Consider the following 20,620-nt stretch of genomic DNA (forward strand, 5'->3'; position numbering starts at 1 on the left):
GGAATTAATTACCTTGCCAGTACCTCAACCCATGCTTTATCCTTAGGGCTTCAGCTTCATGGCGGAGTTGAAGATGATGGAAGGGAACGAATATGTCTAACGCATCATTCGTATCAGCAAACGCTTTGCGTTCTGCTGTGATTCCTTCTGCTCATACAACCAATAAGCCTTCTACTTGGCATGCAACAAAGCCAGCGTTTTACGCAGCTTTTTATGCCGGATACGAGGCCAATGGTGGTTCAATCGAATAATTCGATTTAGAACTAGAAGCCAAGGGCCTCGAATCCAAAAGGATTCGGAGCCCTTTTTGTTTTCCAAAAACATCTATAGAAAGAAGAGGTGAGAACATGAGCGTTCTCTTCAGCGAACTACTAGTACCAGGCTGGGCAGATGAGAAGATCGGTTTGGATGCCGTAACGGGCACTTACAGCGACGGGTCATCATTTAATTTGCCATGCCACACAGCAGATCCTGAGCTCTACTTTTCTGAGGATGAGATGCAAGTACAAGAGGCCAAGTCGCTCTGCGGCGGATGTCCCGTGCGTGCACAGTGCTTAGAAGGCGCGTTATCGCGCCAAGAGCCAGCAGGTGTGTGGGGCGGCGAACTATTTGAAGATGGTCGCATCATCGCCAAGAAGCGCAAAGCAGGACGACCTTCTTTGAAAGAGGTTGCTGCACGCAATGAGCAAGGCGAACTAATTGAACTCAATGTTGCAAAGGGTGAACGCGAGGAAAGCGCTGCTTAAGCTGCAAACATGTTCAGATTAGTTAGTGATGGCCACAATGCAAAGAGAATGGAGATCGGCAGGATAAGGAAGACAACTGGAATCATCATTGAAATTTCAGCCTTACCAGCCGCCCCCATGATTCGATTGCGCTGATTGCCTCGAGCTTCAACTGCGTGACGCGAGAGAACTTCTACAAGAGGTGCTCCCCGCAAGGTAGCCGTAACTAGCGCATCAACGAAACGACGAATCATTACTGATTTAACGCGCCGGCCCATTGCATCCAAACTCTCATGTAATGGTTGCCCGGAACGCACACCAGCAACAACAATTTGAAACTCTTTAGCAAGTGCCCCATCTGCACTGTTTGCAATTCGCAACATGGCACTTAACGGAGTCTCCCCAGCGGCTATAGCAAGAGTAAGTAGTTCAACAATGGCCGGAAACTCAGCCTCTATAAGCTCGCGTCTTTTCTTCACATCCTGGGTAAGTTGGCGATCAAACAATAGATAAACACTTGCTCCTGCAAGAACAGTTGCCAAAATCGAAAGAATTAAATTAGCGGACAGGGTCGTTATTAAAGCAAGTGCAATAGCGCCAGAACCGGCAGAGTATCCATACTGCTTGATTCGAAATTGTTCATAATCCAAATCAGTGGCTTTACCTAATTCCTCTAATCTGATTCGAAGTTGTGTTGTGTCAGAACTGGTACGGGCGCTTTTACGAGAAAAGTTCTTGGCTTCGGCTAGCGGATCTCGATGATCTCCCACAAGGATCAAAGCAGCTGCAGGAATCACGAGCAAGGCGGTGACAAATAATGTGGCAATCAACGTGAACCTCCAACAAACACTCGTGGTGTTTGGGGTAGACGACCAAGATAATTCATCCAAAGATAAGCAACAGCGGTCATTACTAACCCAACAATTAGCACTAATGCACCCGTTGTAGTCGAATACGCGATTGCGGTACTTGGTTGTGTTGATAGAAGTAGCAAAAGAATCCAGGGAGCTGCTGCCGAAATGTGGGCAGAGTTTTTAATCCAGACATGTTTAACATCGATCTCACGTCGTAGTGCTAAATCTTGACGAAGAAAATCCCCTAATGTGCGCAGAATCTGCAATAGCTCGCTACCGCCCAGACTCTTTGCAATCAAAAGCGCTTCAAAAATCTGATCACTACCGTGGTGCGAAAAAGTAGATTTCAGATCTTGAATTGCTTCGCCCAAATCTCCGCTACTAAACAAGGTTGCCTTAAATCGCAGAAACGAGGGCCGAAGAATCTCTGGACCTCGGGTGGCTAACCCTGCTAAAGATTCGGATAAAGAAAGTCCTGATTGGATTCCAGACATTAAGTGATCAATTACTTCAGGCCATGCTGCAACCAAAGCTGCCTCATTTAATGAACTTTTTGCTTTAACTGTTATGAAGGCAATCCCTGCGGCCAAAGTTCCAAAAGCAGTTGCAATCACTATTGATTGAGTCATTAGCAACACAACGGCTGTAGCAACTGATGCTGATATGCCTATACGAAGTGAAAGTCTCATGCATGCCACCAAGTGGATAAAGGCGCACCAATAATTTCAAACTTTTCAGGATGGGGCAGCGAACCAACCCCACGTATGTATTGCTGACCATCCCATTTCCAGAGTGTCTCAATCTCGGCGCGATCATTTTCGTATCGTCCGGTAACTGCAGCAACTTCATTAATCCTTCGAGCGCCAGATGCATCTAGAGTTGCATGAACAATGAGATCAATGACTGAAGCAACTGTTGGAGCTATGAATTTGTGTGAAATGTTTTCGCCAGCCAGCAGTGGCAGTGTCTGCAACTTAATGATTGCATCTCTTGGCGAGTTTGCATGAAGCGTGCCCATTCCCGGTAATCCGGAATTTAATGCAATCAAGAGATCTAAAGCTTCAGCTTCTCGAACTTCACCGACAATTATTCTTGTAGGGCGCATTCGTAAGGACTCTTTGATTAATCGACGAAGCGGAATTTCTCCTTCTCCTTGCAGATTAGGGCTTCTTGTTTGCATCTGAATAACATCCGGCAACTGGGGAGTAAGTTCAAATACCTCTTCAATCGTGATGACTCGCTCACTGCGAGGCACTGCACTGGCTAATGCATTTAGGACGGTGGTTTTTCCAGCCTGAGTTCCACCACACACCAAAATATTTAGCCCAGCTTGCACGCTTAAAACTAAAGCGGTGCCGATCTCCTTGCTCATGACTGAACGATCCACTAGATCGCTGACGGAAAGGTTTTTCATGAGGTGTTTGCGGATATTGACCGCCCAATGTGCAGCGGTTATTTCTGGAATAACAACATGCAATCGACTGCCGTCAGGCAATCGCGCATCAACAAATGGATGAGACAAATCCAACCTGCGCCCGCTCCACATCAATGCCCGCTCCACGATATTGCGTACCTCATCGGATGTCAGCAAGAGATTTGTTAATTCACTTCGACCATTGCGGGCAATAAAGATGCGCTCTGGTGAATTAATCCAAACCTCTTCAATTGTTGAATCTCTCATCAAAGGAGCAAGTGGTCCAAAGGTCACATCGATATCTAGTTCCATGCGGAAAAGGTAGAGCTGCGACCGACAAATTAACCTGCGCTGTGGATACTGCAAACCTCAGCACGATCGAGTCTGGCCAAAAGTGAAAGTGAGCCTTCGTTTTCTTCAGCAAGCACAAGAAAGAGCTTGATTTGTAATGTGTGATCGACCGTAAGTGATGTTGCCTGCAGCAAGCGCTGGACTAACTTTTCTGCATGAGATTTTCCATCTCTAACAATTATTACGACTTCGTTTATTCCTAGTCGACCCACACATTCCTCTTGTCGAGTTAATTGTGTTAGTTCATAAGCAAAGTGCAAAACGTCACGAGCCTGCACCTGATCGGATTCGGGATTGCTAAAAAGTATTTTGACCAGGGCGAGAGGTTTGTGAGTTCTTGCCGCAATTAAAATTTCACGCCGTAGTTGCTCGTAGAAATAGGAAGGGGAGGACAAATGTGTTTGGGAGTCATGAATTCCATCGTGCGAGAACAGCATTGTGAGTTCCTTTGAGTTAGCCTTATCCCTATGACTCAAGATCCTGCCAAAGCAGCCAAAGCTCGCGCACTAGTGGCATCCCTACTCTTTGTTGAGGCGGCGGTCATAGCAGGCTTGGCGTTATGGCTGATCGTGATGACATTTACTCACGACAATGTTGAGATTCTGCCGCTTCTAGGAGTTTTGCTTTTTGCACTGCTTGGATCAGCGGGATTAGCAGCAGCGGCTATTGGTTATCGACGAGGCAAATACTTCGGTAGGTCAGCTGCAGTATTTGCTAACTTAATCGCACTCGGCGTTGTTTCTTATCAAGTAGAAGCTCACTTGTGGTTTGTTGCAGGACCTTTAGCAGCACTTGCTGGTGCAACTCTTATTGCTGCGTTGCGCGCAATTCCAACTGATCTTTAGAAGTTAAAGCTGGCGTTACCACTCAACAATCTGGTTGTCTTCCCACAAAACACCGGTTACATCACCAGCATTAAACTCACGAGTTGCCAGCCACAGTGCACAGGCCGCACCTTCTTCAGCACTTCGAGGTGCATCTTCTCCGCCCATGTCTGTGCGTGAATGGTTTGGACAGACTGCATCTACCAACAGTCCGCGCGCACCTAAACCAGTTTCATGTGCAAGGTTTCTAACCATTGCATTAACTCCTGCTTTGCTAATTCGATAAGGTGCTAGCCCTCCGGCATTTCCAGGCCCTGACATTCTTCCAAGACATGCAGAATAAATAATTACTCGACCCTTGCGGGCATCTGCCATGGATGGAACTAAACCGTTGACCAGAATAAAAACTGAATCAAGATTGATCGCCACTACTCTGCGCCATTCTTCATCTGTGGTTCGCAATGTCTTTGACATTTTTTCGCTCATAACTCCATGGGCCAGAATCAGTACATCTGGAGCAGAGTGATCGGCTGCGATTTGAGTGACAGTTGCTCGGGTTGCAGTTAAGTCTTCAAGATCCACGGCATAAGTAGAAAAATTGCGATCTGGATATGTGGCTGACAAGGATTGCTGAGCTGTCGCCAATCGGCTTTGATCCTTTGCAACCATGACAATGTCATATCCACGTGCGGCTAACCCCTTGGCATTTTCAAAGCCCAAACCTCGGCTGGCACCTGTGACTATCGCTGTTGGCATGGGATAAGGGTGGACTAGATGCCAGCTCTTTGCAGGGCGAAATGAGTGTGGCCAATCTCGCCTAAACAGGCGGAAATCGAGTTTATTCATGCGGGCTTAGGCCGATAGGCTAGGCCGCGTAACCAATGCAAAAAGGAGTTTGCCAGTGTCGGCACAGGATTTTGGTGCAAATGATTGGCTCGTAGATGAAATGTACGAGCAATATCTACAGGATCCTTCTTCCGTAGACCCTGCATGGGTTGAGTACTTTAAAACTAATAAGCCAGGAACTCCTGCAACTTCTTCTGCAGCATCAACTTCTTCTGCAAGCAAGGGTGTTCCACCAATTCCAAAGGCGCAACAAAAAGCAGCTGCACCCGTTGCACCAGCTCCAGTTGCTGCAGCAGCGCCAGCACCGGTCGCACCAGTTGCAGCAGCACCAGCACCAGTTGCAGCAGCACCAGCACCAGTTGCAGCAGCGCCAGTGTCACAACCAATCGTTCGTGAATCTGCAACTGCGCAACCAACTCCTGCAGATCCAGTTGTAAAGCCAGCCCCAGTTTTGATCACACCAGGTGCATCGTCACTTGAACCAATTCGCGGAGTTAGCGCTCGCGTTGTTCAAGCAATGGAAGCATCGCTTTCTGTTCCAACTGCAACATCTGTTCGCGCAATTCCTGCGAAGTTAATGATTGATAATCGAATTGTTATTAACAATCACCTGACACGAGGTCGTGGTGGAAAAGTTTCATTTACTCACATCATCGCCTACGCAATGATCAAGGCTGTTCGTGCAATGCCTGAAATGAACGCCTTCTTCGGTGAAATTGATGGCAAGCCAGCAATTGGAAAGCCGGAACACATCAACCTTGGTGTTGCTATCGATTTAGCAAAAGAAGATGGTTCACGTCAGCTACTTGTCCCATCAGTCAAGGGTTGCGAAGATTTAGATTTTGCACAGTTCTGGAATGCCTACGAAGCACTAATTAAAAAAGCACGTGGCGGATCTCTAACTGTTGAAGATTTTGCAGGAACAACAATGTCGATCACCAACCCAGGAACAATCGGAACTGTTCACTCAGTGCCACGCCTGGTTCAGGGTCAAGGTTTGATTTTGGGCGTTGGAGCGATGGATTACCCAGCAGAGTTCCAAGGAGCCAGCGAAGAAACCCTCATAAACTCGGCTGTTAGCAAAGTAATTACTCTTACAAGCACATACGACCACCGCATTATTCAAGGTGCACAATCTGGTGATTTCTTGCGCCGTATGCACGAGTACTTGTTAGGCGCAGAAGGTTTCTACGATGAAATTTTCTCTGCCCTTCGCATCCCATACGAGCCAATTCGTTGGGCAAAAGATTTTGCATTTACACGCGATGAAGAAATCAACAAGACTGCTCGCGTTCAGCAGTTGATTCAGGCGTACCGAACATTTGGTCACTTGATGGCAGATGTTGATCCGCTGGAATACGTACAGCGCTCACACCCTGATCTAGATGTTGTTACACATGGTCTAACTCTGTGGGATCTTGATCGCGAATTTGCTACAGGTGGATTTGGTGGCAAGAAGTTCATGCCACTTCGTAAGATTCTTGGAATCCTTCGCGACTCTTACTGCCGTTCTGTTGGTGTCGAATACATGTACATCCAGGATCCAGTAGAGCGTCAATGGATTCAAAACAAGGTGGAAGTTGGTTACGCCAAGTTGCCTCGCGAAGAACAGCTGCGTGTTTTGCGCAAGCTCAACAGCGCAGAATCATTTGAATCGTTCTTGCACACAAAGTTTGTTGGACAAAAGCGTTTCTCGCTAGAAGGTGGCGAATCAGTAATTCCACTACTTGATGCAGTTGTATCTGCAGCCGCCGATAGCGGTCTTGATGAAGTTTGCATCGGCATGCCTCACCGCGGACGTTTAAATGTTCTTGCAAACGTTGCTGGAAAGTCTGCTGGACAGATCTTCCAAGAGTTCCAAGGACATTATGCAGAGAACCAAGTTCAAGGTTCTGGTGACGTTAAGTACCACTTGGGTACATCAGGAGTCTTCACATCTGAAACTGGCGCACAGACAAAGATTTATTTAGCGGCAAATCCTTCACACCTTGAAGCAGTTAACCCAGTTCTAGAAGGAATTGTGCGCGCTAAGCAGGATCGCATGAACGTTAAGAACGCCTTTTCTGTAATGCCTATTTTGCTTCACGGAGATGCTTCCTTTGCTGGCCAGGGCGTAAACGCTGAAGTTCTACAGCTTTCACAGCTTGGCGGATACCGCACAGGTGGAACTATTCACATTGTCATCAATAACCAAGTTGGTTTCACAACTTCACCACATGCATCACGCACATCGCAGTACTCAACTGATTTTGCAAAGATCATTCAAGCTCCTGTCTTCCACGTTAACGGCGATGACCCAGAAGCGTGTGTTCGTGTTGCACGTTGGGCTTATGAATATCGTCAAGAGTTCAACAAAGATGTAGTTGTTGACATGATCTGTTACCGCCGTCGTGGTCACAATGAAGGTGACGAGCCAAGCTTCACACAGCCATTGATGTACAAGTTGATTGATGCAAAGCGTTCAACACGTACTTTGTATACCGAAGCACTTGTTGGTCGTGGAGATATCACTCCTGAAGAAGCCGATGGAATCGCTCGCGATTACCAAGAGCAATTGGAATCAATCTTTGCTGCAGTCAATAATATCGAGCCAGAGCACGATGCGAATTTCAAAGTACCTGTGGCACCAAATGCAGAAGCAATAAATACGGCTATCTCTGAAAATGTTGCACGTGAAATTGCTGCAACACAATTGGCAGTTCCAGAAGGATTTACAGTTCATCCTAAGTTGACTCCACAGCTTGCAAAGCGCGTTGAATCACTAAACGATGCAACAATCGATTGGTCAACTGGTGAAATGTTGGCATTTGGATCATTGCTTCAAGAAGGTCACCCAATTCGCCTTGCAGGACAAGATGCGCGACGTGGAACTTTCTCTAACCGTCACGCAGTTATCGTTGACAAGGAAAACGGAAACGAGTGGACTCCACTGCGTGCATTGATCAAGGATGAAAATCAGTTCTTTGTGATCGACTCATTGCTTAGCGAATATGCAGCGATGGGCTTTGAATATGGCTACAGCCTTGAGCGCGAAGAAGCCCTAGTTCTATGGGAAGGCCAGTTCGGAGACTTTGCCAACGGCGCGCAAACAGTTGTTGATGAGTTTATTTCATCTGCTTTGCAGAAGTGGGGCGAGCGTTCATCCGTTGTTCTGCTTCTTCCACATGGATATGAAGGTCAAGGACCAGATCACTCTTCAGCACGAATTGAGCGTTACTTGCAGCTATGTGCCGAGCAGAACATGACTGTGGCACAACCTGCCAGTCCAGCAAATTATTTCCACTTGTTACGTTGGCACGCAAAGAATCCTGCGCGTCGCCCACTGATTGTCTTTACTCCAAAGTCAATGCTTCGTCTCAAGGCTGCAGCATCTGCGCTATCTGATTTCACTACTGGTCACTTCCGTCCAGTTATCGGTGATGATTCAGTACAGAACGCATCACGCGTTATCTTCTGTTCAGGAAAGATTTATCACGATCTAGTTGCTGAACGCACAAAGCTTGGCGAAAACGGAACCGCAATTGTTCGCGTTGAACTTTTGTATCCACTACCAATTGATGAAATGGTTGCCGAAGCTAACAAGCATCCAAATGCAAACTTGTTGTGGGTACAAGATGAACCTGCTAACCAGGGCCCATGGTCACACATTGCATTGCGCACTTCGCACGCACATGGTGGTCATGGATTTGGCGAACGCATCTTGCGTCGAATTTCTCGTCGAGCGACAGCGTCTCCAGCAACTGGAAGCCATCACTTGCACGAAGATGAGCAGAAGGCGTTATTGCTCGAAGCCTTTACTCGCTAATTGGTGAAATAAGAGCCAGGTAGTTTCCTACGAGCGCTTAATTGCGCTTTGTCTTGTTTCGGGTTTTCTTAATTCGCAGTAACGCGACGCCGACAATTTCATTGGCTGGAATCCATCCCCAGGTACGTGAATCCGTGCTTTCATCGTTATCGCCCTGAACCCAAAAATTGCCACCATGAGATTTCTGCAACCGCTTTACTAGAAAAATTCCTGGACGTTCTTCGCGCTCCACAACTACAACTTTTCCCAGGATGCGCTCTGCGACCAGCGGGGAAAGACCTGCAGGAAACCAAGAGACCAGAAGCCAGTCACCGTCATTAATGGTGGGTGCCATGGAAGATCCGGAGATCTTAACTGTGCCAAATTTGCTCACGGGCGGTAGTCTCGCACCATAAAGAGGCAATTCCGCGTTACTAAGGGGAGAAAAAATGTTTGCACCAAAGACAACTGTCTACGCACACTGCGATCTGCCATGTGGTGTTTATGACCCAGCACAGGCGAAGATCGAAGCGCTTTCAGTAAAGGCTTGCATGGAAAAGTACGCTGCAAATCCTGATGCTGATTTCCGTTCACGTTCAGTGGCGATCAAGGAAGAGCGTTCACATCAGGTTAAGGAGCACCTATGGGTGCTGTGGACTGATTACTTCAAGGCCCCACACTTCGAGGCGTACCCACAGTTGCACTCATTGTTTAATGAAGCAACAAAGCTTGCAGGAGCTGCAGGTACAAAGGGAACTCAAGATGTTGCAGTTGCAGATTCATTGATCAAAAAGATTGATGAGATTGCAGAAATTTTCTGGGCGACTAAGAAAGCTTAGCTTGTTTTTCTACTTGCTCAAGTAACAATTGAGTAAAGCAAGAATCTATTTATCGTTTTGAATTAAGTGAAGAGCAGCGGTGCGGGCGAGGAAAGATACTCGCTCCACCGCTGATCTTTTTACTAAAGCTGCAGCAATCTGTCGTTCATTTTCATAGACCTCGCATTCAAAGGTCAATTCTTTTCCTTTAATTTCAATAACACGAGATGTTGCTCGTAACGATGCACCGATCCCGGCCGGTGATAATGAAATGAATTCAACGCTAATTGGGATTGTGGTTTCACCTGGCTCTAGATAAAGATCCAACGACAAGATCGCAGCATGTTCCATTAAGTTAATAAGCAGTGATGGCGCAATGATCGGCAAGTCACCAATTCCAATTGCAACAGATGTATCACCAGGGCGAACCACCATTTCGGTAAATCCAACCGCTCCAAGTACCTCATCCTCAGGCAACATGTTTAGCGCCCCTGTCCATCATTGCCTTGAGTACGTGGATCGTTGGGATCTGTGCCATCTGTTAAAAATGTAATCTCTTCAGTGTGCTCAATTGTTACTTCGCGGTGCTCGATCTGGCCAAACTCATCGATTTCAATTGAAATTTCAGTCATGCTGTATTGCGTTACAACTTCAGTAAACGCTCCAGTCATTTGCCCATGAATCTGGCGATAAATCGCATCATGCAGGTCTTCTGGTGCCTTTTCATTACATGTTCGGCGTAGAGCATCTTGCATTAATTGACGCATCGCTTGCTCGTGTGCCAGTTCTGCCTCACATGCTGGACATGTAGCTATGTGTACTTCAATAAGAGAAATTTGCGCCTGCTCAATGCTTCCTTCTACCAAAAGAACAAAAGAGTTAAGCACTTCATTGCACGCTAGAGAATTTCTGCTGTTGTAGAACTCGTTGAAACTCATGATTTTGCCCCCGAATTCTTCTCGGTGGAGTAACCCAGTTCTTTTGCATACTCTGTTAACCGTTCGCGCAGTTGTTTTCTTCCGCGATGCAGACGGGACATAACTGTTCCAGCAGGAACGCCAACGATTTCTGCAATCTCTTTATATGAAAAGCCCTCAACATCGGCCAAATAAACGGCAATACGAAACTCTTCAGGAATTTCCTGCAAGGCACGCTTGATATCACTGTCAGGTAAATTCTCTAACGCTTCAACTTCTGCTGACTTACCTTGATCACTTGTATGCGAAGCAGCATTCGCTAACTGCCAGTCTTCAATTTCACCTGAACTTAGTTGTGGTCGGCGCTGATCTTTGCGATAAGTGTTGATAAATGTTGTGGTTAAAACTCGGTACAACCAGGCACGTAAATTTGTTCCAGGTTCAAATTGGTGAAAAGAAGCAAATGCTTTTAAATAAGTATCTTGAACTAGATCCTTTGCATCATGTGGATTCTTTGTGTATCGCAATGCCGCTGCGTACAATTGATCAGTGAATGCAAGTGCATCACGCTCGAAGCGAACAGCACGATCCGCTGAGCTCTCTTTAACTAGATCCGTTGACATCGCCTAAAACACTATCGCTAAAAGAGGGTTTCTGGCTCTCCCAAAGGCATTTCCACGATTAAACCTTTTCCATTATTTGCCACACTGTTGACCGCACTTGATACCGGATGCGCCTTTACGATTGATTCAGGGTTCTCAACAACCATTAAGGATTTCAATTCATTCACATCGGTATTTCGGGGATTGAGCCATGCATCCCAGCGATCATGCGGCATAAAGACAGGCATGCGGCTGTGAATACTTTCTAATTCGCCCTGAGCTTCTTGGGTAATAATCGACGCAGTTTCAATGACTCCACCATTTGGTGCCCGCCAACTGCTCCAGATTCCGGCAATCGGAAGTTGATTGCCATCCCGCGCAGAAATGTAGAAAGGTTGCTTGGGAGAGTACTTACCTAACGCAGTTGCCCACTCGTAGTAACCGGTTGCAGGAATCAAACAACGTGTGGCACGAAATGCATTTCTAAAGGTGGGCTTTTCGTGTATTGATTCGCTACGTGCGTTGATTGCGCGAGATTGCGAAGCACGAGCTTCTTGAAAGTCAGTCAGCCATGGCCCAATCAATCCCCACGAAACTATTGCCAACTCTTTTTGTTCTCCGGCATCAGAACCTGATTTGTCATTGGCTCGAACGATGTAAATGGGATTGGTTGGTGCGATATTCCAGTTAAGTGGCAATGTACTTTCGGGAGCGGTTCCGGTAACTGAAAACTGCTCCATAAGCTCGCGCATATCCGCCGTTTGCGCATAACGTCCACACATAATTAAAGGGTATCGCAGGTGCGCTCAGAGGTTAGACTTAGGCGATGACAAACAACGCCCACTGGCCCGCGATTTACCGCGGCGCAACACCAGTTGATATCAGCGTTGTCATTCCTGGATCTAAATCAGTTACCAATCGAGCTCTTATTTTGGCGGCACAAGCAAGCACTCCATCAACTTTGCGACGCCCGTTGGTTTCTCGCGACAGCGAATTGATGGTGGCGGGACTAAAAGCTTTAGGTGTTGGAATTGAAGAAAAGTCAGTTGTAGTAAATGGTCATGCAGAGTTGCAATGGGTAGTTACCCCGAGCCCTTTGCGTGGTGGAGTAAAGATCGATGTTGGTAATGCTGGAACGGTAATGCGCTTTTTGCCACCGCTTGCCGCGTTAGCTACAGGTGAAGTTGCATTTGATGGCGATCCTCGTTCATATGAAAGACCTTTGGGCCCTGTAATAAAGGCGTTAGAAGAGTTCGGAGTTTCAATTGAATACGATAATCGCTATAGCTTGCCATTAACTTTGCATGGAACCGGATCAATTCCGGGCGGTGCATTAACTATTGATGCCAGCGCATCCAGTCAGTTCTTATCTGCTCTGCTTTTAGTTGCACCAAGTTTTGACAAAGGAATCATTGCAACACATCAAGGGGGGTTGTTGCCTTCGATGCCGCATATCGAGATGACTGTAGATATGTTGCGTGATTTTGGAGCGACTGTAGAAATTGATTCAGCCAGCCAAAGTTGGCAGGTAAAGCCTGGTGCATTGCACGGAAAAGATTTAGTGATTGAACCTGATCTATCAAATGCTGCGCCATTTCTTTCACTTGCAATGGTTTGTGGCGGAAGTGTGACAATTGCAGATTGGCCTAAGACAACAACTCAACCTGGCGACCAGTTGCGATCAATTCTTACTGCAATGGGTGCAACTGTTTCATTCAGTGATGCCGGCTTAACTCTGACAGGCACCGGCACGATTCATGGCATAGATATTGATCTACATGATGTTGGCGAATTAACCCCATCTATTGCTGCCTTGGCTGCACTTGCTGATTCACCATCTAATTTACGGGGGATCGGGCACTTGCGTCTGCATGAAACCGATCGTCTTGCCGCGTTAACTCGCGAAATCAATGCTTTAGGTGGAAATGTTGTTGAAGAAGAAACCGCATTGCACATTAATCCAACACCGTTGCATGCTGGTGTTTTTCATACTTATGAAGATCACCGTTTAGCAACAGCTGGCGCGGTTCTTGGGCTAGTTGTTCCAGGTATTGAAGTAGAAAACATTGCAACAACTCGTAAGACGCTTCCTGATTTTCCAGGACTATGGAGCTCACTTTTAGTATGAGTCCACGCGAATACGATGAATCAGATGCGCGCGTTCGCCCATCTCGTAGCACCCGCCCGCGAAGCAAGGACCGTCCTTCACACAATGATGCAATTTCAGCTTTAGTAACAACGGTAGATCGTGGTCGCCAAACCTGTATTACAGAAGATGGCACCATTGTCACTGCGATGCGTGCGCGCGAATTAGGTCCAAAATCTGTTGTAACTGGTGACAACGTTTCATTAGTCGGAGATGTGTCCGGTGCTGAAGGATCTCTTGCACGAATCGTTGCTGTTCAGGAACGTCGCAATTCCTTAAGTCGAACTGTTGATGATGCAGCACAAGTTGAACGCACAATTGTTTCCAATATTGATCAATTAGTAATTGTTGTTGCTGCGGCTAATCCCGAACCGCGTCGGGGATTAATTGATCGCTTCTTGGTGTCAGCTTTTACTGAAGGAATTGTTCCAAAGATTGTTGTGACCAAAACCGACATAAGCAAAGTGCCAGCATTTCTTGCAGAGTATGCAGATTTGGATGTCGAGATTATTCATACCGCCATTAAAAGCCAATCACGTGAAAAAGATTTAGAAAAACTGCATCAAGTACTAGAGGGCAAAATTTCTGTTCTGGTAGGACATTCTGGTGTTGGTAAATCAACTTTGATTAATGCTTTGGTGCCTGAAAGCAATCGTGCAACTGGTGATGTAAATGAAGCAACTGGCCGCGGCCGCCACACATCTTCTAGTGCAATTGCGCTGCCATTGGTAGATAGCGATGGCTGGATCATTGACACGCCCGGCATTCGCGCATTTGGTTTATCTCATATCGATAATCAGCGAATTGTTGATGCTTTTAGCGATCTATCCGAAGTTGCAGCTAACTGTTTATCCAACTGTTCTCACGCTGAAAGCTCGTGCAAACTTGACGCGTGGGCAGCACCAGATGGGACCCCAAATCCCCACAGAGTTGCACGCCTGGCAAGCCTTCGCTCGCTGCTTGCCGTAAAGGACGCACCTATTACGCCTGTGGAATAGACTCACATCATTATGAGTACAAGCAATGATTCAGCGCAGATTCTTGATGATCTGGCCCTTGCCCACGCTTTAGCTGATCTTGCAGATGCAATTTCTTTGGACCGATACCAATCACAAGATTTAGTTGTTACTACAAAACCCGACAACACTCCTGTTACCGATGCAGATCGCGCAGTTGAAACTGCAATTCGAGAAGCGCTGAGCACTCATCGCACAGGTGATGGTTTAGTTGGAGAAGAGTTTGGAAGCGATAAAGGAAATTCAGGACGTTATTGGGTTATTGATCCAATCGATGGAACTAAAAACTTTATGCGCGGAGTTCCAACGTGGGCAACATTGATCGCACTGGTGCAAGTTGATGCAGCTGGTAATGAAGAAGTGATTGTCGGAATTGCAAGTGCGCCAGCTTTAGCTAGGCGTTGGGCAGCCGCCAAGGGACATGGCGCAACTGTGAATGAAAAGAAGATTTCTGTTTCAAAGGTTTCATCCCTTAACGATGCATCGATTTCGTATTCTGATTTTGTTGGCTGGGGAGATCGTTTAGAACCTTTCCAAAAGTTGCTTGCTGTTGCTTGGCGCACACGCGGTATCGGCGATTTCTGGTCACATATGTTGGTGGCAGAAGGCGCAGTAGATGTGGCAATTGAGCCAACTCTGGCATTGTGGGACATGGCCGCCCTAGACATTATTGTTCGAGAAGCTGGCGGAACATTTACAAATACTGCAGGTCATAGCGGACCTTTTGGTGGAAGTGGTGTTTCAACAAATGGCGTACTGCACAACGCAGTAATCAATGGCTTGAATCCGTAGTAGACACAGAAGAAGAGAGCGACAATGAGCACAGAGGCAGGCAAGACGCAGGCAAGCAATACATTGGCAAGCAATACACCGCTTGAACCAACAACTTTGTCGGTACAAGGAATGACCTGTTCTTCCTGCGTGAACTCTGTTGAAAAAGCGCTCAATAGTGTTGAAGGCGTCAGCGCAACGATCAACTTTGCAACTGAAACCGCGCACATTTTGGCGCCCGCTGAAATCACTGCCAAAGATTTAATCAAGATTGTAGAAAAGGCTGGATATTCAGCATCACTGTTGGTTGATGCGCAATCAGTAGCTTTGCACAGCAAGAAATCCGCCCGCGCCTTCTTCTTTGCAGCAATTTTTGCAATTCCAGCAGTTGCACTTTCTATGGTCATGAGTTGGCACCACCAAGTAGATATGTGGATTCATGATCTATTAGATACCGCTGGCTTGCCACATCCTTTGTATTCAGCAACTGCATGGCTAGTGATTGCTCTGAGCGCTCCAGTAGTTCTAATTGTTGCCTACCCAATTCACAGAGCTGCACTAAAAAATCTAAAACATCCAACTATGGATAACTTAATTTCAATGGGCTCGTTAGCAGCATTTGGTTGGTCGATTTATGCCAACTCAACTGGTGCAGGCGATGTTTATACTGAAGTTGCTGCAGGAGTTATTTTCTTTGTGATTCTTGGTCGCTACCTAGAAACTCGTGCCAAGGCCAAAGCCAGCAGCGCGCTATCTTCACTTCTTGCACTAGGTAGTAAAGAGGTAACGATTGTTCGTGGGGGATTCCCGCTGATTGTTCCAATTGAGCAGTTACAAATTGGTGATGAGTTTGAAGTTCGCCCAGGTGATCGAATTGCAACTGACGGAATCGTCGTAAAGGGTGAAAGCGCGGTTGATAATTCAATGCTTACCGGGGAAACCAAGCCGGTAGATGTTGGCCCAGGCTCTTCAGTCATCGGAGCATCCGTAAACCACAATGGTCGTTTGATTGTCCGAGCAACTCGTGTTGGTAGCGATACCGAACTTGCACGTATCACTGCAATGGTGATCAGCGCACAAGGTACTAAAGCACCAATTCAACGTCTTGCAGATCGAATCAGCGCAGTCTTTGTTCCAATCGTTACTGTTCTTGCAATTGCGACTTTTGTAGGTTGGTACTACACGGGATCAACACTTACTGAATCAATCTCTATCGCAATTACTGTTCTTGTTATCGCTTGCCCATGCGCACTTGGTTTAGCTACACCCGTTGCATTACTTGTCGCGTCCGGCAGAGGTGCAGCACGTGGAATTGTTCTACGCGAGCCACGTGTCCTTGAAGTTGCACGTAAAGTTGATGTCGTCGTTTTTGATAAGACTGGCACCCTTACAGAAGGCGTCATGCTTGTTCAGGAAGCAACTATCTCTACCGCTGCAGGCGCGGTTCTAGGTCGCTCCTTTGCCGACATTGTTACCTCTGAACACATTATTGCTTCTGCCCAAGCGATTGAATCTCTCAACAATCACCCAGTAGCACTTTCAATTACCAGATACGCACTTGCTCAGAGCGCATCAAAGTCTGCGATTCCAAATAGTGCCAGACCAACGTATGCAGTTTCAGACTTTTCTGTGACACCTGGTGCAGGTGCTGCAGGGCGTGTATCAATTCTGTCGCAATCTCCAGTTGTACTTATCGGTTCTCCTGCTGCTGTTGCACATAGCTCAACTGAATTTCATGCAGAGATTAAAGCTGCGGTCGAGCGGGGACAAGCTGCTGGTTTAACTGTTGCCGTGCTTGCTTGGGATGGCGTTGCAGTTGCAGTCTTTGCTGTTGGCGATCAACTCAAAAGTGATGCTGCGCAAACTGTTTCAGCACTTAGTGACATGGGAATCACACCTTGGCTGGTAACTGGTGATAGCTCTGAGGTTGCAGCTAATGTTGCAGCAACAGTTGGAATCGATGAAGCACACGTTGTTTCCCATGCTCTGCCTGAAACCAAACTTGAAATAGTAGAACGCTTAAAGAGTGAAGGTCACACCGTCTTAATGATTGGTGACGGCATCAATGATGCCGCAGCATTGACCGCTGCAAACCTTTCAATGGCAATGGGCACTGGAACTGATACAGCAATCAATAGTGCTGACATCACTTTGATGAATACTGGTTTAGGAAGCGTTGTCTCGGCACTGAAACTTTCCACGAAGACTCTAAAAATCATTCGTCTGAATATGGGGTGGGCCTTTGTCTACAACATCATTGGCTTACCGATCGCTGCAGCTGGCCTACTAACGCCGTTGTACGCCGCAGCAGCTATGGCCGCAAGTAGCGTGCTGGTTGTTACTAACTCACTTCGTATCAAGTAATTCTCACGCACTGTGTATTCCGATGCCCCTGTAATTTTTAGGCACGGTGACAAGCAAAAAGGACCCTCATAAAGAGGACCCTTTTTTACTTTTAACACTGTATTGCTAGTAGCGGGGGCAGGATTTGAACCTACGACCTCTGGGTTATGAGCCCAGCGAGCTACCGAGCTGCTCCACCCCGCGTCGGTAGCGCAATCTTATGCGCACCAATAGATAAAGACCAAATCCATGCGATTGCCCGCATGAACTTGGCCTTTATCTCAAAGAGTCAATAAATCAATCTTCACATTAAGTGTGAAGAATAAATTACTGGCTTAACTTCAACTACTTGTTTTGTGCATTGATCGCTGCATCAAGTGCAGACTTCAATCGCTTTTGTGCTCTGTCATATGCTGCAAAGTCTCCCTTTGCAAGGGCGGCAAGGCCATCTGCATATGCCTGCTTTGCACTAGCCAGAGAATTTGCAAGTGAAGAGTTTGTGGTTGTTCCACCAGTAGTTCCATCAGTAGTTCCACCAGTAGTTCCACCGGCAGCGGTTCCGGAGTTTCCACCGAATACCTGATCAAGTGCACCCTTTAATGTGTCGTCATATCCAATTTGATCTCCGAAGGAAACAAGCACCTTCTGAAGCAAAGGATAAGCAGCGGTATTTGAAGTCGCCCTTACATATACAGGTTGTACATACAAGAGACCTCCACCAACTGGAAGTGTCAGCAGATTTCCAAGTACAACATCAGAGCCACCGCGACGAAGCAGTGACAACGAGTTTGCAACTTCTGGTTTTGCTTCGAAGTTAGAAGCTACCTGTGAAGGGCCTGCAATATTTGTATTACGAGGTAACTGCAGAACAGTCATCTTTCCGTAATCAGGACCTGGATCTGAGTTAACAACTGCAAAGGCTGAAAGGTTCTCACGACCACCACGAGGAACAAATGGAGTAGTCAGTGAGAATGCAGGCTTCTGCGATCCTGGCATTTGAAGCGTTAGATAGTAAGGAGGTTGCGCAGATGCGTTAGCTCCAAATGTTGATGGATCGCGTGGTACGCGCCAGAAATCCTGTCCGCCGTAGAAAGCTTCTGCAGTCTTAACGTGATACGAGCTAAGGATGTCACGTTGAACTCTGAAGAGATCTTCTGGATAGCGGATGTGCTCTAGAAGTTGGGCTGAGATTTCGCTCTTTGGCTTAACAGAATTTGGGAATGCCTTAGACCAAGTCTTTAGAACTGGATCCTTTTCATCCCACTCGTACAAGGTGACGGTTCCATTGTATGCATCAACCGTTGCCTTAACTGAGTTACGGATGTAGTTAACTGTTCGATTTCGCTGAGTAGCGATAGTTGCAGAGTTTGTAATATCTGCAATTACATTTGAAAGAACGCTCTGGCGTGAATAAGGGTAGCCAGCACTTGTCGTGTAGCCATCGATAATCCACATGATCTTTCCATCAACTAAGGCTGGGTATGGATCTCCATCAAGGGTCAACCATGGTGCAACCTTTGCAACGCGATCACGAGGATTGCGCTCAAAGAGAATCTTTGAATCCTTGTTAATTAGATTAGAAAGAAGAATTCTCTGCTCTTGATACTTCAACGCGAAGATAGCTTTGTTGAGTAATGAACCAACTGGAACGCCACCAGAACCTGTGTAGGTGTAGTTACGCTGTCCATTTGGTGAAGTGTCATCTGGGTAATCAAACTCAACAGGTGTATCAGTCTTTACTCCACCAATGATTGAGTAATTTGGAACGTTTTCACCGAAGTAAACACGTGGTTCAAAATTACCAAGTGCTCCTGTTGGAGGAAGATTTCCAACTGTGAACTTTGGTTTTCCATCTACATCTCGGTCATTTCCGTATGCTGCAACAATTCCAAAACCATGTGTGTACACAAGGTGATCGTTAATCCAGTTACGTGATGGGTTTCCTTCAATATTCAGCTCGCGAACGGCAATGATTACATCGCGCTTTACGCCATCTACTGTGTAGCGATCAATATCCAGTGACTCTGGAAAGCTGTAGTACGGACGAATTTGTTGAAGTTGTCTAAATGTTGCTGACAAAACATTTGGATCCATAAGGCGAATATTGGCAATTGTTGCCGCATCATCTGCAAGCTGGCCGGTGTTTGTCGCAACTGTTGCTTGATAATCCTTAATGGTTACATCATCGATGCCGTATGCAGCGCGGGTAGCGTCAATGTTGCGCTGGATAAAAGGAGCTTCCTTTGAAGACTCACTTGGCTTTACCTGGAACTGTTGAATCGCACCTGGGTATAAGCCTGCGATCAGTACTGATGAAACCACTAATAACGCAGTTCCCGCTGCAGGTAGTACCCATGAGCGACGGACGATGTTTGCAAAAAATAGCAGTGAACAAACAATTGCGATTCCAGCAAGGATTGCCTTAGCAGGTAAAACGGCATTTACATCTGTAAATGTAAGCCCGGTAATCAAACGGCTTTCCTTTAGTGCAAGTGCGTAGCGATCAAACCAGTAAGCAACCGCCTTAAGCAGGACAACTAATCCAAGAAGTACTGAAAGTTGAACGCGAGCTGCAACTGTTGTGCGATCCTCTTGAACTTGTAGACGAATATCACCATAGAGATAGTGCACAGCAACTGAAGCAAGAATTGCAAGAATTAATGTTGAGATACCCCATGAAATCAATGTCTGCCAGAACGGTAAACGGAATGCGAAGAATGAAATATCCATGTTGAACTGTGGGTCTTTGACACCAAATGGAGTTGAGTTTCTAAACAACAACCAAGTGCTCCACATTTGCGATCCAGCAGTACCTGCAAAGTAGAACAACGCAATGCTTAAACCAATAATGATTGGGCGACGAATTGGTTCAACTTGTGAACGGTAACGTTCTAGGTTGTCTGCCTCTACTGTCATAGGTACATACAGCGGACGTCGCTTGTATGCCAACAGCACATTGAAAATCACAATGACAGATGTCAGCAAACCTGAAACAACAAAGAGCGTTGCCTTTGTTGTCAAAATTGTTGACCAGGTGTTTGTGAAGTTAACAGATTTAAACCACAACCAATCAGCGTAGAAGCCGCTCAGTGCCGTGAAGAGAACACCGATTCCAACAAGGATTGCAATCGTTATTGCCAGCGGGCTCTTGCGGCCTTTGATTTGGAAGGATGGGCGTTGAAACTGGGGGTTATTCGTCATGGGGCAAA

At 46.5% G+C, this 20,620-nt stretch carries 20 protein-coding genes and 1 tRNA gene; 9 read left to right on the forward strand and 12 right to left on the reverse strand.

The features are described from left to right. The first annotated feature begins 92 nt into the window (after window positions 1-92). Together AC9UC2_RS06420 and AC9UC2_RS06425 are read left to right on the forward strand one after the other, a co-directional pair. Window positions 93-251 (forward strand): hypothetical protein, encoded by a 159-nt coding sequence (locus AC9UC2_RS06420; protein WP_509526618.1) that lies wholly within the window; start codon window positions 93-95, stop codon window positions 249-251. Between the two features lie 96 nt (window positions 252-347). After that, on the forward strand, window positions 348-746 hold the full coding sequence (locus AC9UC2_RS06425; protein WP_509526620.1) for a WhiB family transcriptional regulator: 399 nt from the start codon (window positions 348-350) through the stop codon (window positions 744-746). Here AC9UC2_RS06425 and AC9UC2_RS06430 read toward each other — a convergent pair. The 4 genes from AC9UC2_RS06430 to AC9UC2_RS06445 are packed head-to-tail and all read right to left on the reverse strand — an operon-like array spanning window position 743 to window position 3,781. Then, complete coding sequence (locus AC9UC2_RS06430; RefSeq protein ID WP_509526622.1) at window positions 743-1,555, reverse strand: type II secretion system F family protein; 813 nt, start codon at window positions 1,553-1,555, stop codon at window positions 743-745. The two genes, AC9UC2_RS06425 and AC9UC2_RS06430, sit on opposite strands and share 4 nt — an antisense overlap. Beyond that, a complete protein-coding gene (locus AC9UC2_RS06435; RefSeq protein WP_509526624.1) occupies window positions 1,552-2,268 on the reverse strand; it encodes a type II secretion system F family protein in 717 nt (238 codons plus the stop codon). The genes AC9UC2_RS06430 and AC9UC2_RS06435 overlap by 4 nt, the downstream gene beginning before the upstream one ends. Next, window positions 2,265-3,305 carry a TadA family conjugal transfer-associated ATPase gene (locus AC9UC2_RS06440; RefSeq protein ID WP_509526626.1) on the reverse strand — a complete coding sequence of 347 codons (1,041 nt, stop codon included), beginning with the start codon at window positions 3,303-3,305 and terminating at the stop codon, window positions 2,265-2,267. Before AC9UC2_RS06440 ends, AC9UC2_RS06435 begins: the two co-directional genes overlap by 4 nt. A gap of 29 nt (window positions 3,306-3,334) precedes the next feature. Further along, entirely contained in the window at window positions 3,335-3,781 is a 447-nt protein-coding gene (locus AC9UC2_RS06445) for a nucleotidyl cyclase domain-containing protein (protein WP_509526628.1), read from the reverse strand. A 30-nt stretch (window positions 3,782-3,811) separates the two neighbouring features. Here AC9UC2_RS06445 and AC9UC2_RS06450 point away from each other — a divergent pair, with 30 nt between their 5' ends. Further along, window positions 3,812-4,189 carry a hypothetical protein gene (locus AC9UC2_RS06450; protein ID WP_509526630.1) on the forward strand — a complete coding sequence of 126 codons (378 nt, stop codon included), beginning with the start codon at window positions 3,812-3,814 and terminating at the stop codon, window positions 4,187-4,189. 15 nt (window positions 4,190-4,204) lie between these two features. Here the strand turns inward: AC9UC2_RS06450 and AC9UC2_RS06455 are convergent, their stop codons facing one another. Then, complete coding sequence (locus AC9UC2_RS06455) at window positions 4,205-4,924, reverse strand: SDR family NAD(P)-dependent oxidoreductase (RefSeq protein WP_509526632.1); 720 nt, start codon at window positions 4,922-4,924, stop codon at window positions 4,205-4,207. Window positions 4,925-5,069: 145 nt separating this feature from the next. On the opposite strand from AC9UC2_RS06455, the gene AC9UC2_RS06460 reads away from it, so the two are divergent. Beyond that, complete coding sequence (locus tag AC9UC2_RS06460; RefSeq protein WP_509526634.1) at window positions 5,070-8,819, forward strand: multifunctional oxoglutarate decarboxylase/oxoglutarate dehydrogenase thiamine pyrophosphate-binding subunit/dihydrolipoyllysine-residue succinyltransferase subunit; 3,750 nt, start codon at window positions 5,070-5,072, stop codon at window positions 8,817-8,819. Between the two features lie 37 nt (window positions 8,820-8,856). On the opposite strand, the gene AC9UC2_RS06465 is transcribed toward AC9UC2_RS06460, so the two are convergent. Continuing rightward, window positions 8,857-9,192, reverse strand: coding sequence for a S26 family signal peptidase (locus tag AC9UC2_RS06465; RefSeq protein WP_509526636.1), 336 nt, complete (start codon window positions 9,190-9,192; stop codon window positions 8,857-8,859). A 55-nt stretch (window positions 9,193-9,247) separates the two neighbouring features. Between AC9UC2_RS06465 and sodN the strand changes: the two genes are divergently transcribed. Then, complete coding sequence (gene sodN / locus AC9UC2_RS06470) at window positions 9,248-9,637, forward strand: superoxide dismutase, Ni (protein ID WP_445822115.1); 390 nt, start codon at window positions 9,248-9,250, stop codon at window positions 9,635-9,637. Between the two features lie 45 nt (window positions 9,638-9,682). On the opposite strand, the gene AC9UC2_RS06475 is transcribed toward sodN, so the two are convergent. The 4 genes from AC9UC2_RS06475 to AC9UC2_RS06490 are packed head-to-tail and all read right to left on the reverse strand — an operon-like array spanning window position 9,683 to window position 11,917. Further along, entirely contained in the window at window positions 9,683-10,096 is a 414-nt protein-coding gene (locus AC9UC2_RS06475) for a thioesterase family protein (protein WP_509526638.1), read from the reverse strand. A gap of 2 nt (window positions 10,097-10,098) precedes the next feature. Beyond that, entirely contained in the window at window positions 10,099-10,554 is a 456-nt protein-coding gene (locus tag AC9UC2_RS06480) for an anti-sigma factor family protein (protein ID WP_509526640.1), read from the reverse strand. Next, complete coding sequence (locus AC9UC2_RS06485; protein ID WP_509526642.1) at window positions 10,551-11,156, reverse strand: sigma-70 family RNA polymerase sigma factor; 606 nt, start codon at window positions 11,154-11,156, stop codon at window positions 10,551-10,553. The genes AC9UC2_RS06480 and AC9UC2_RS06485 overlap by 4 nt, the downstream gene beginning before the upstream one ends. Before the next feature lie 17 nt (window positions 11,157-11,173). Beyond that, window positions 11,174-11,917 (reverse strand): SOS response-associated peptidase, encoded by a 744-nt coding sequence (locus AC9UC2_RS06490; RefSeq protein ID WP_509526644.1) that lies wholly within the window; start codon window positions 11,915-11,917, stop codon window positions 11,174-11,176. Window positions 11,918-11,961: 44 nt separating this feature from the next. Between AC9UC2_RS06490 and aroA the strand changes: the two genes are divergently transcribed. From aroA to AC9UC2_RS06510, 4 genes are read left to right on the forward strand one after another with little or no spacing between them, the layout of a single operon-like run. Next, the gene (aroA, locus tag AC9UC2_RS06495; protein ID WP_509526646.1) at window positions 11,962-13,263 is read left to right on the forward strand and encodes a 3-phosphoshikimate 1-carboxyvinyltransferase; all 1,302 of its coding nucleotides are present in this window, start codon (window positions 11,962-11,964) and stop codon (window positions 13,261-13,263) included. Next, the gene (gene rsgA / locus AC9UC2_RS06500; RefSeq protein ID WP_509526648.1) at window positions 13,260-14,279 is read left to right on the forward strand and encodes a ribosome small subunit-dependent GTPase A; all 1,020 of its coding nucleotides are present in this window, start codon (window positions 13,260-13,262) and stop codon (window positions 14,277-14,279) included. Before aroA ends, rsgA begins: the two co-directional genes overlap by 4 nt. A gap of 12 nt (window positions 14,280-14,291) precedes the next feature. Next, complete coding sequence (locus AC9UC2_RS06505) at window positions 14,292-15,089, forward strand: inositol monophosphatase family protein (protein ID WP_509526650.1); 798 nt, start codon at window positions 14,292-14,294, stop codon at window positions 15,087-15,089. A 24-nt stretch (window positions 15,090-15,113) separates the two neighbouring features. Then, window positions 15,114-17,432: a heavy metal translocating P-type ATPase gene (locus AC9UC2_RS06510; RefSeq protein WP_509526652.1), complete on the forward strand. Its 2,319-nt coding sequence runs from the start codon at window positions 15,114-15,116 to the stop codon at window positions 17,430-17,432. 109 nt (window positions 17,433-17,541) lie between these two features. On the opposite strand, the gene AC9UC2_RS06515 is transcribed toward AC9UC2_RS06510, so the two are convergent. Both AC9UC2_RS06515 and AC9UC2_RS06520 read right to left on the reverse strand, forming a co-directional pair. Beyond that, window positions 17,542-17,615 (reverse strand) — tRNA-Met (locus tag AC9UC2_RS06515). A 141-nt stretch (window positions 17,616-17,756) separates the two neighbouring features. Continuing rightward, window positions 17,757-20,612 (reverse strand): UPF0182 family membrane protein, encoded by a 2,856-nt coding sequence (locus AC9UC2_RS06520; protein WP_509526654.1) that lies wholly within the window; start codon window positions 20,610-20,612, stop codon window positions 17,757-17,759. Between the last annotated feature and the right edge of the window lie 8 nt (window positions 20,613-20,620).

Source organism: Candidatus Planktophila sp., assembly GCF_036734405.1.
In the GTDB taxonomy this organism is placed as follows: domain Bacteria; phylum Actinomycetota; class Actinomycetes; order Nanopelagicales; family Nanopelagicaceae; genus Planktophila.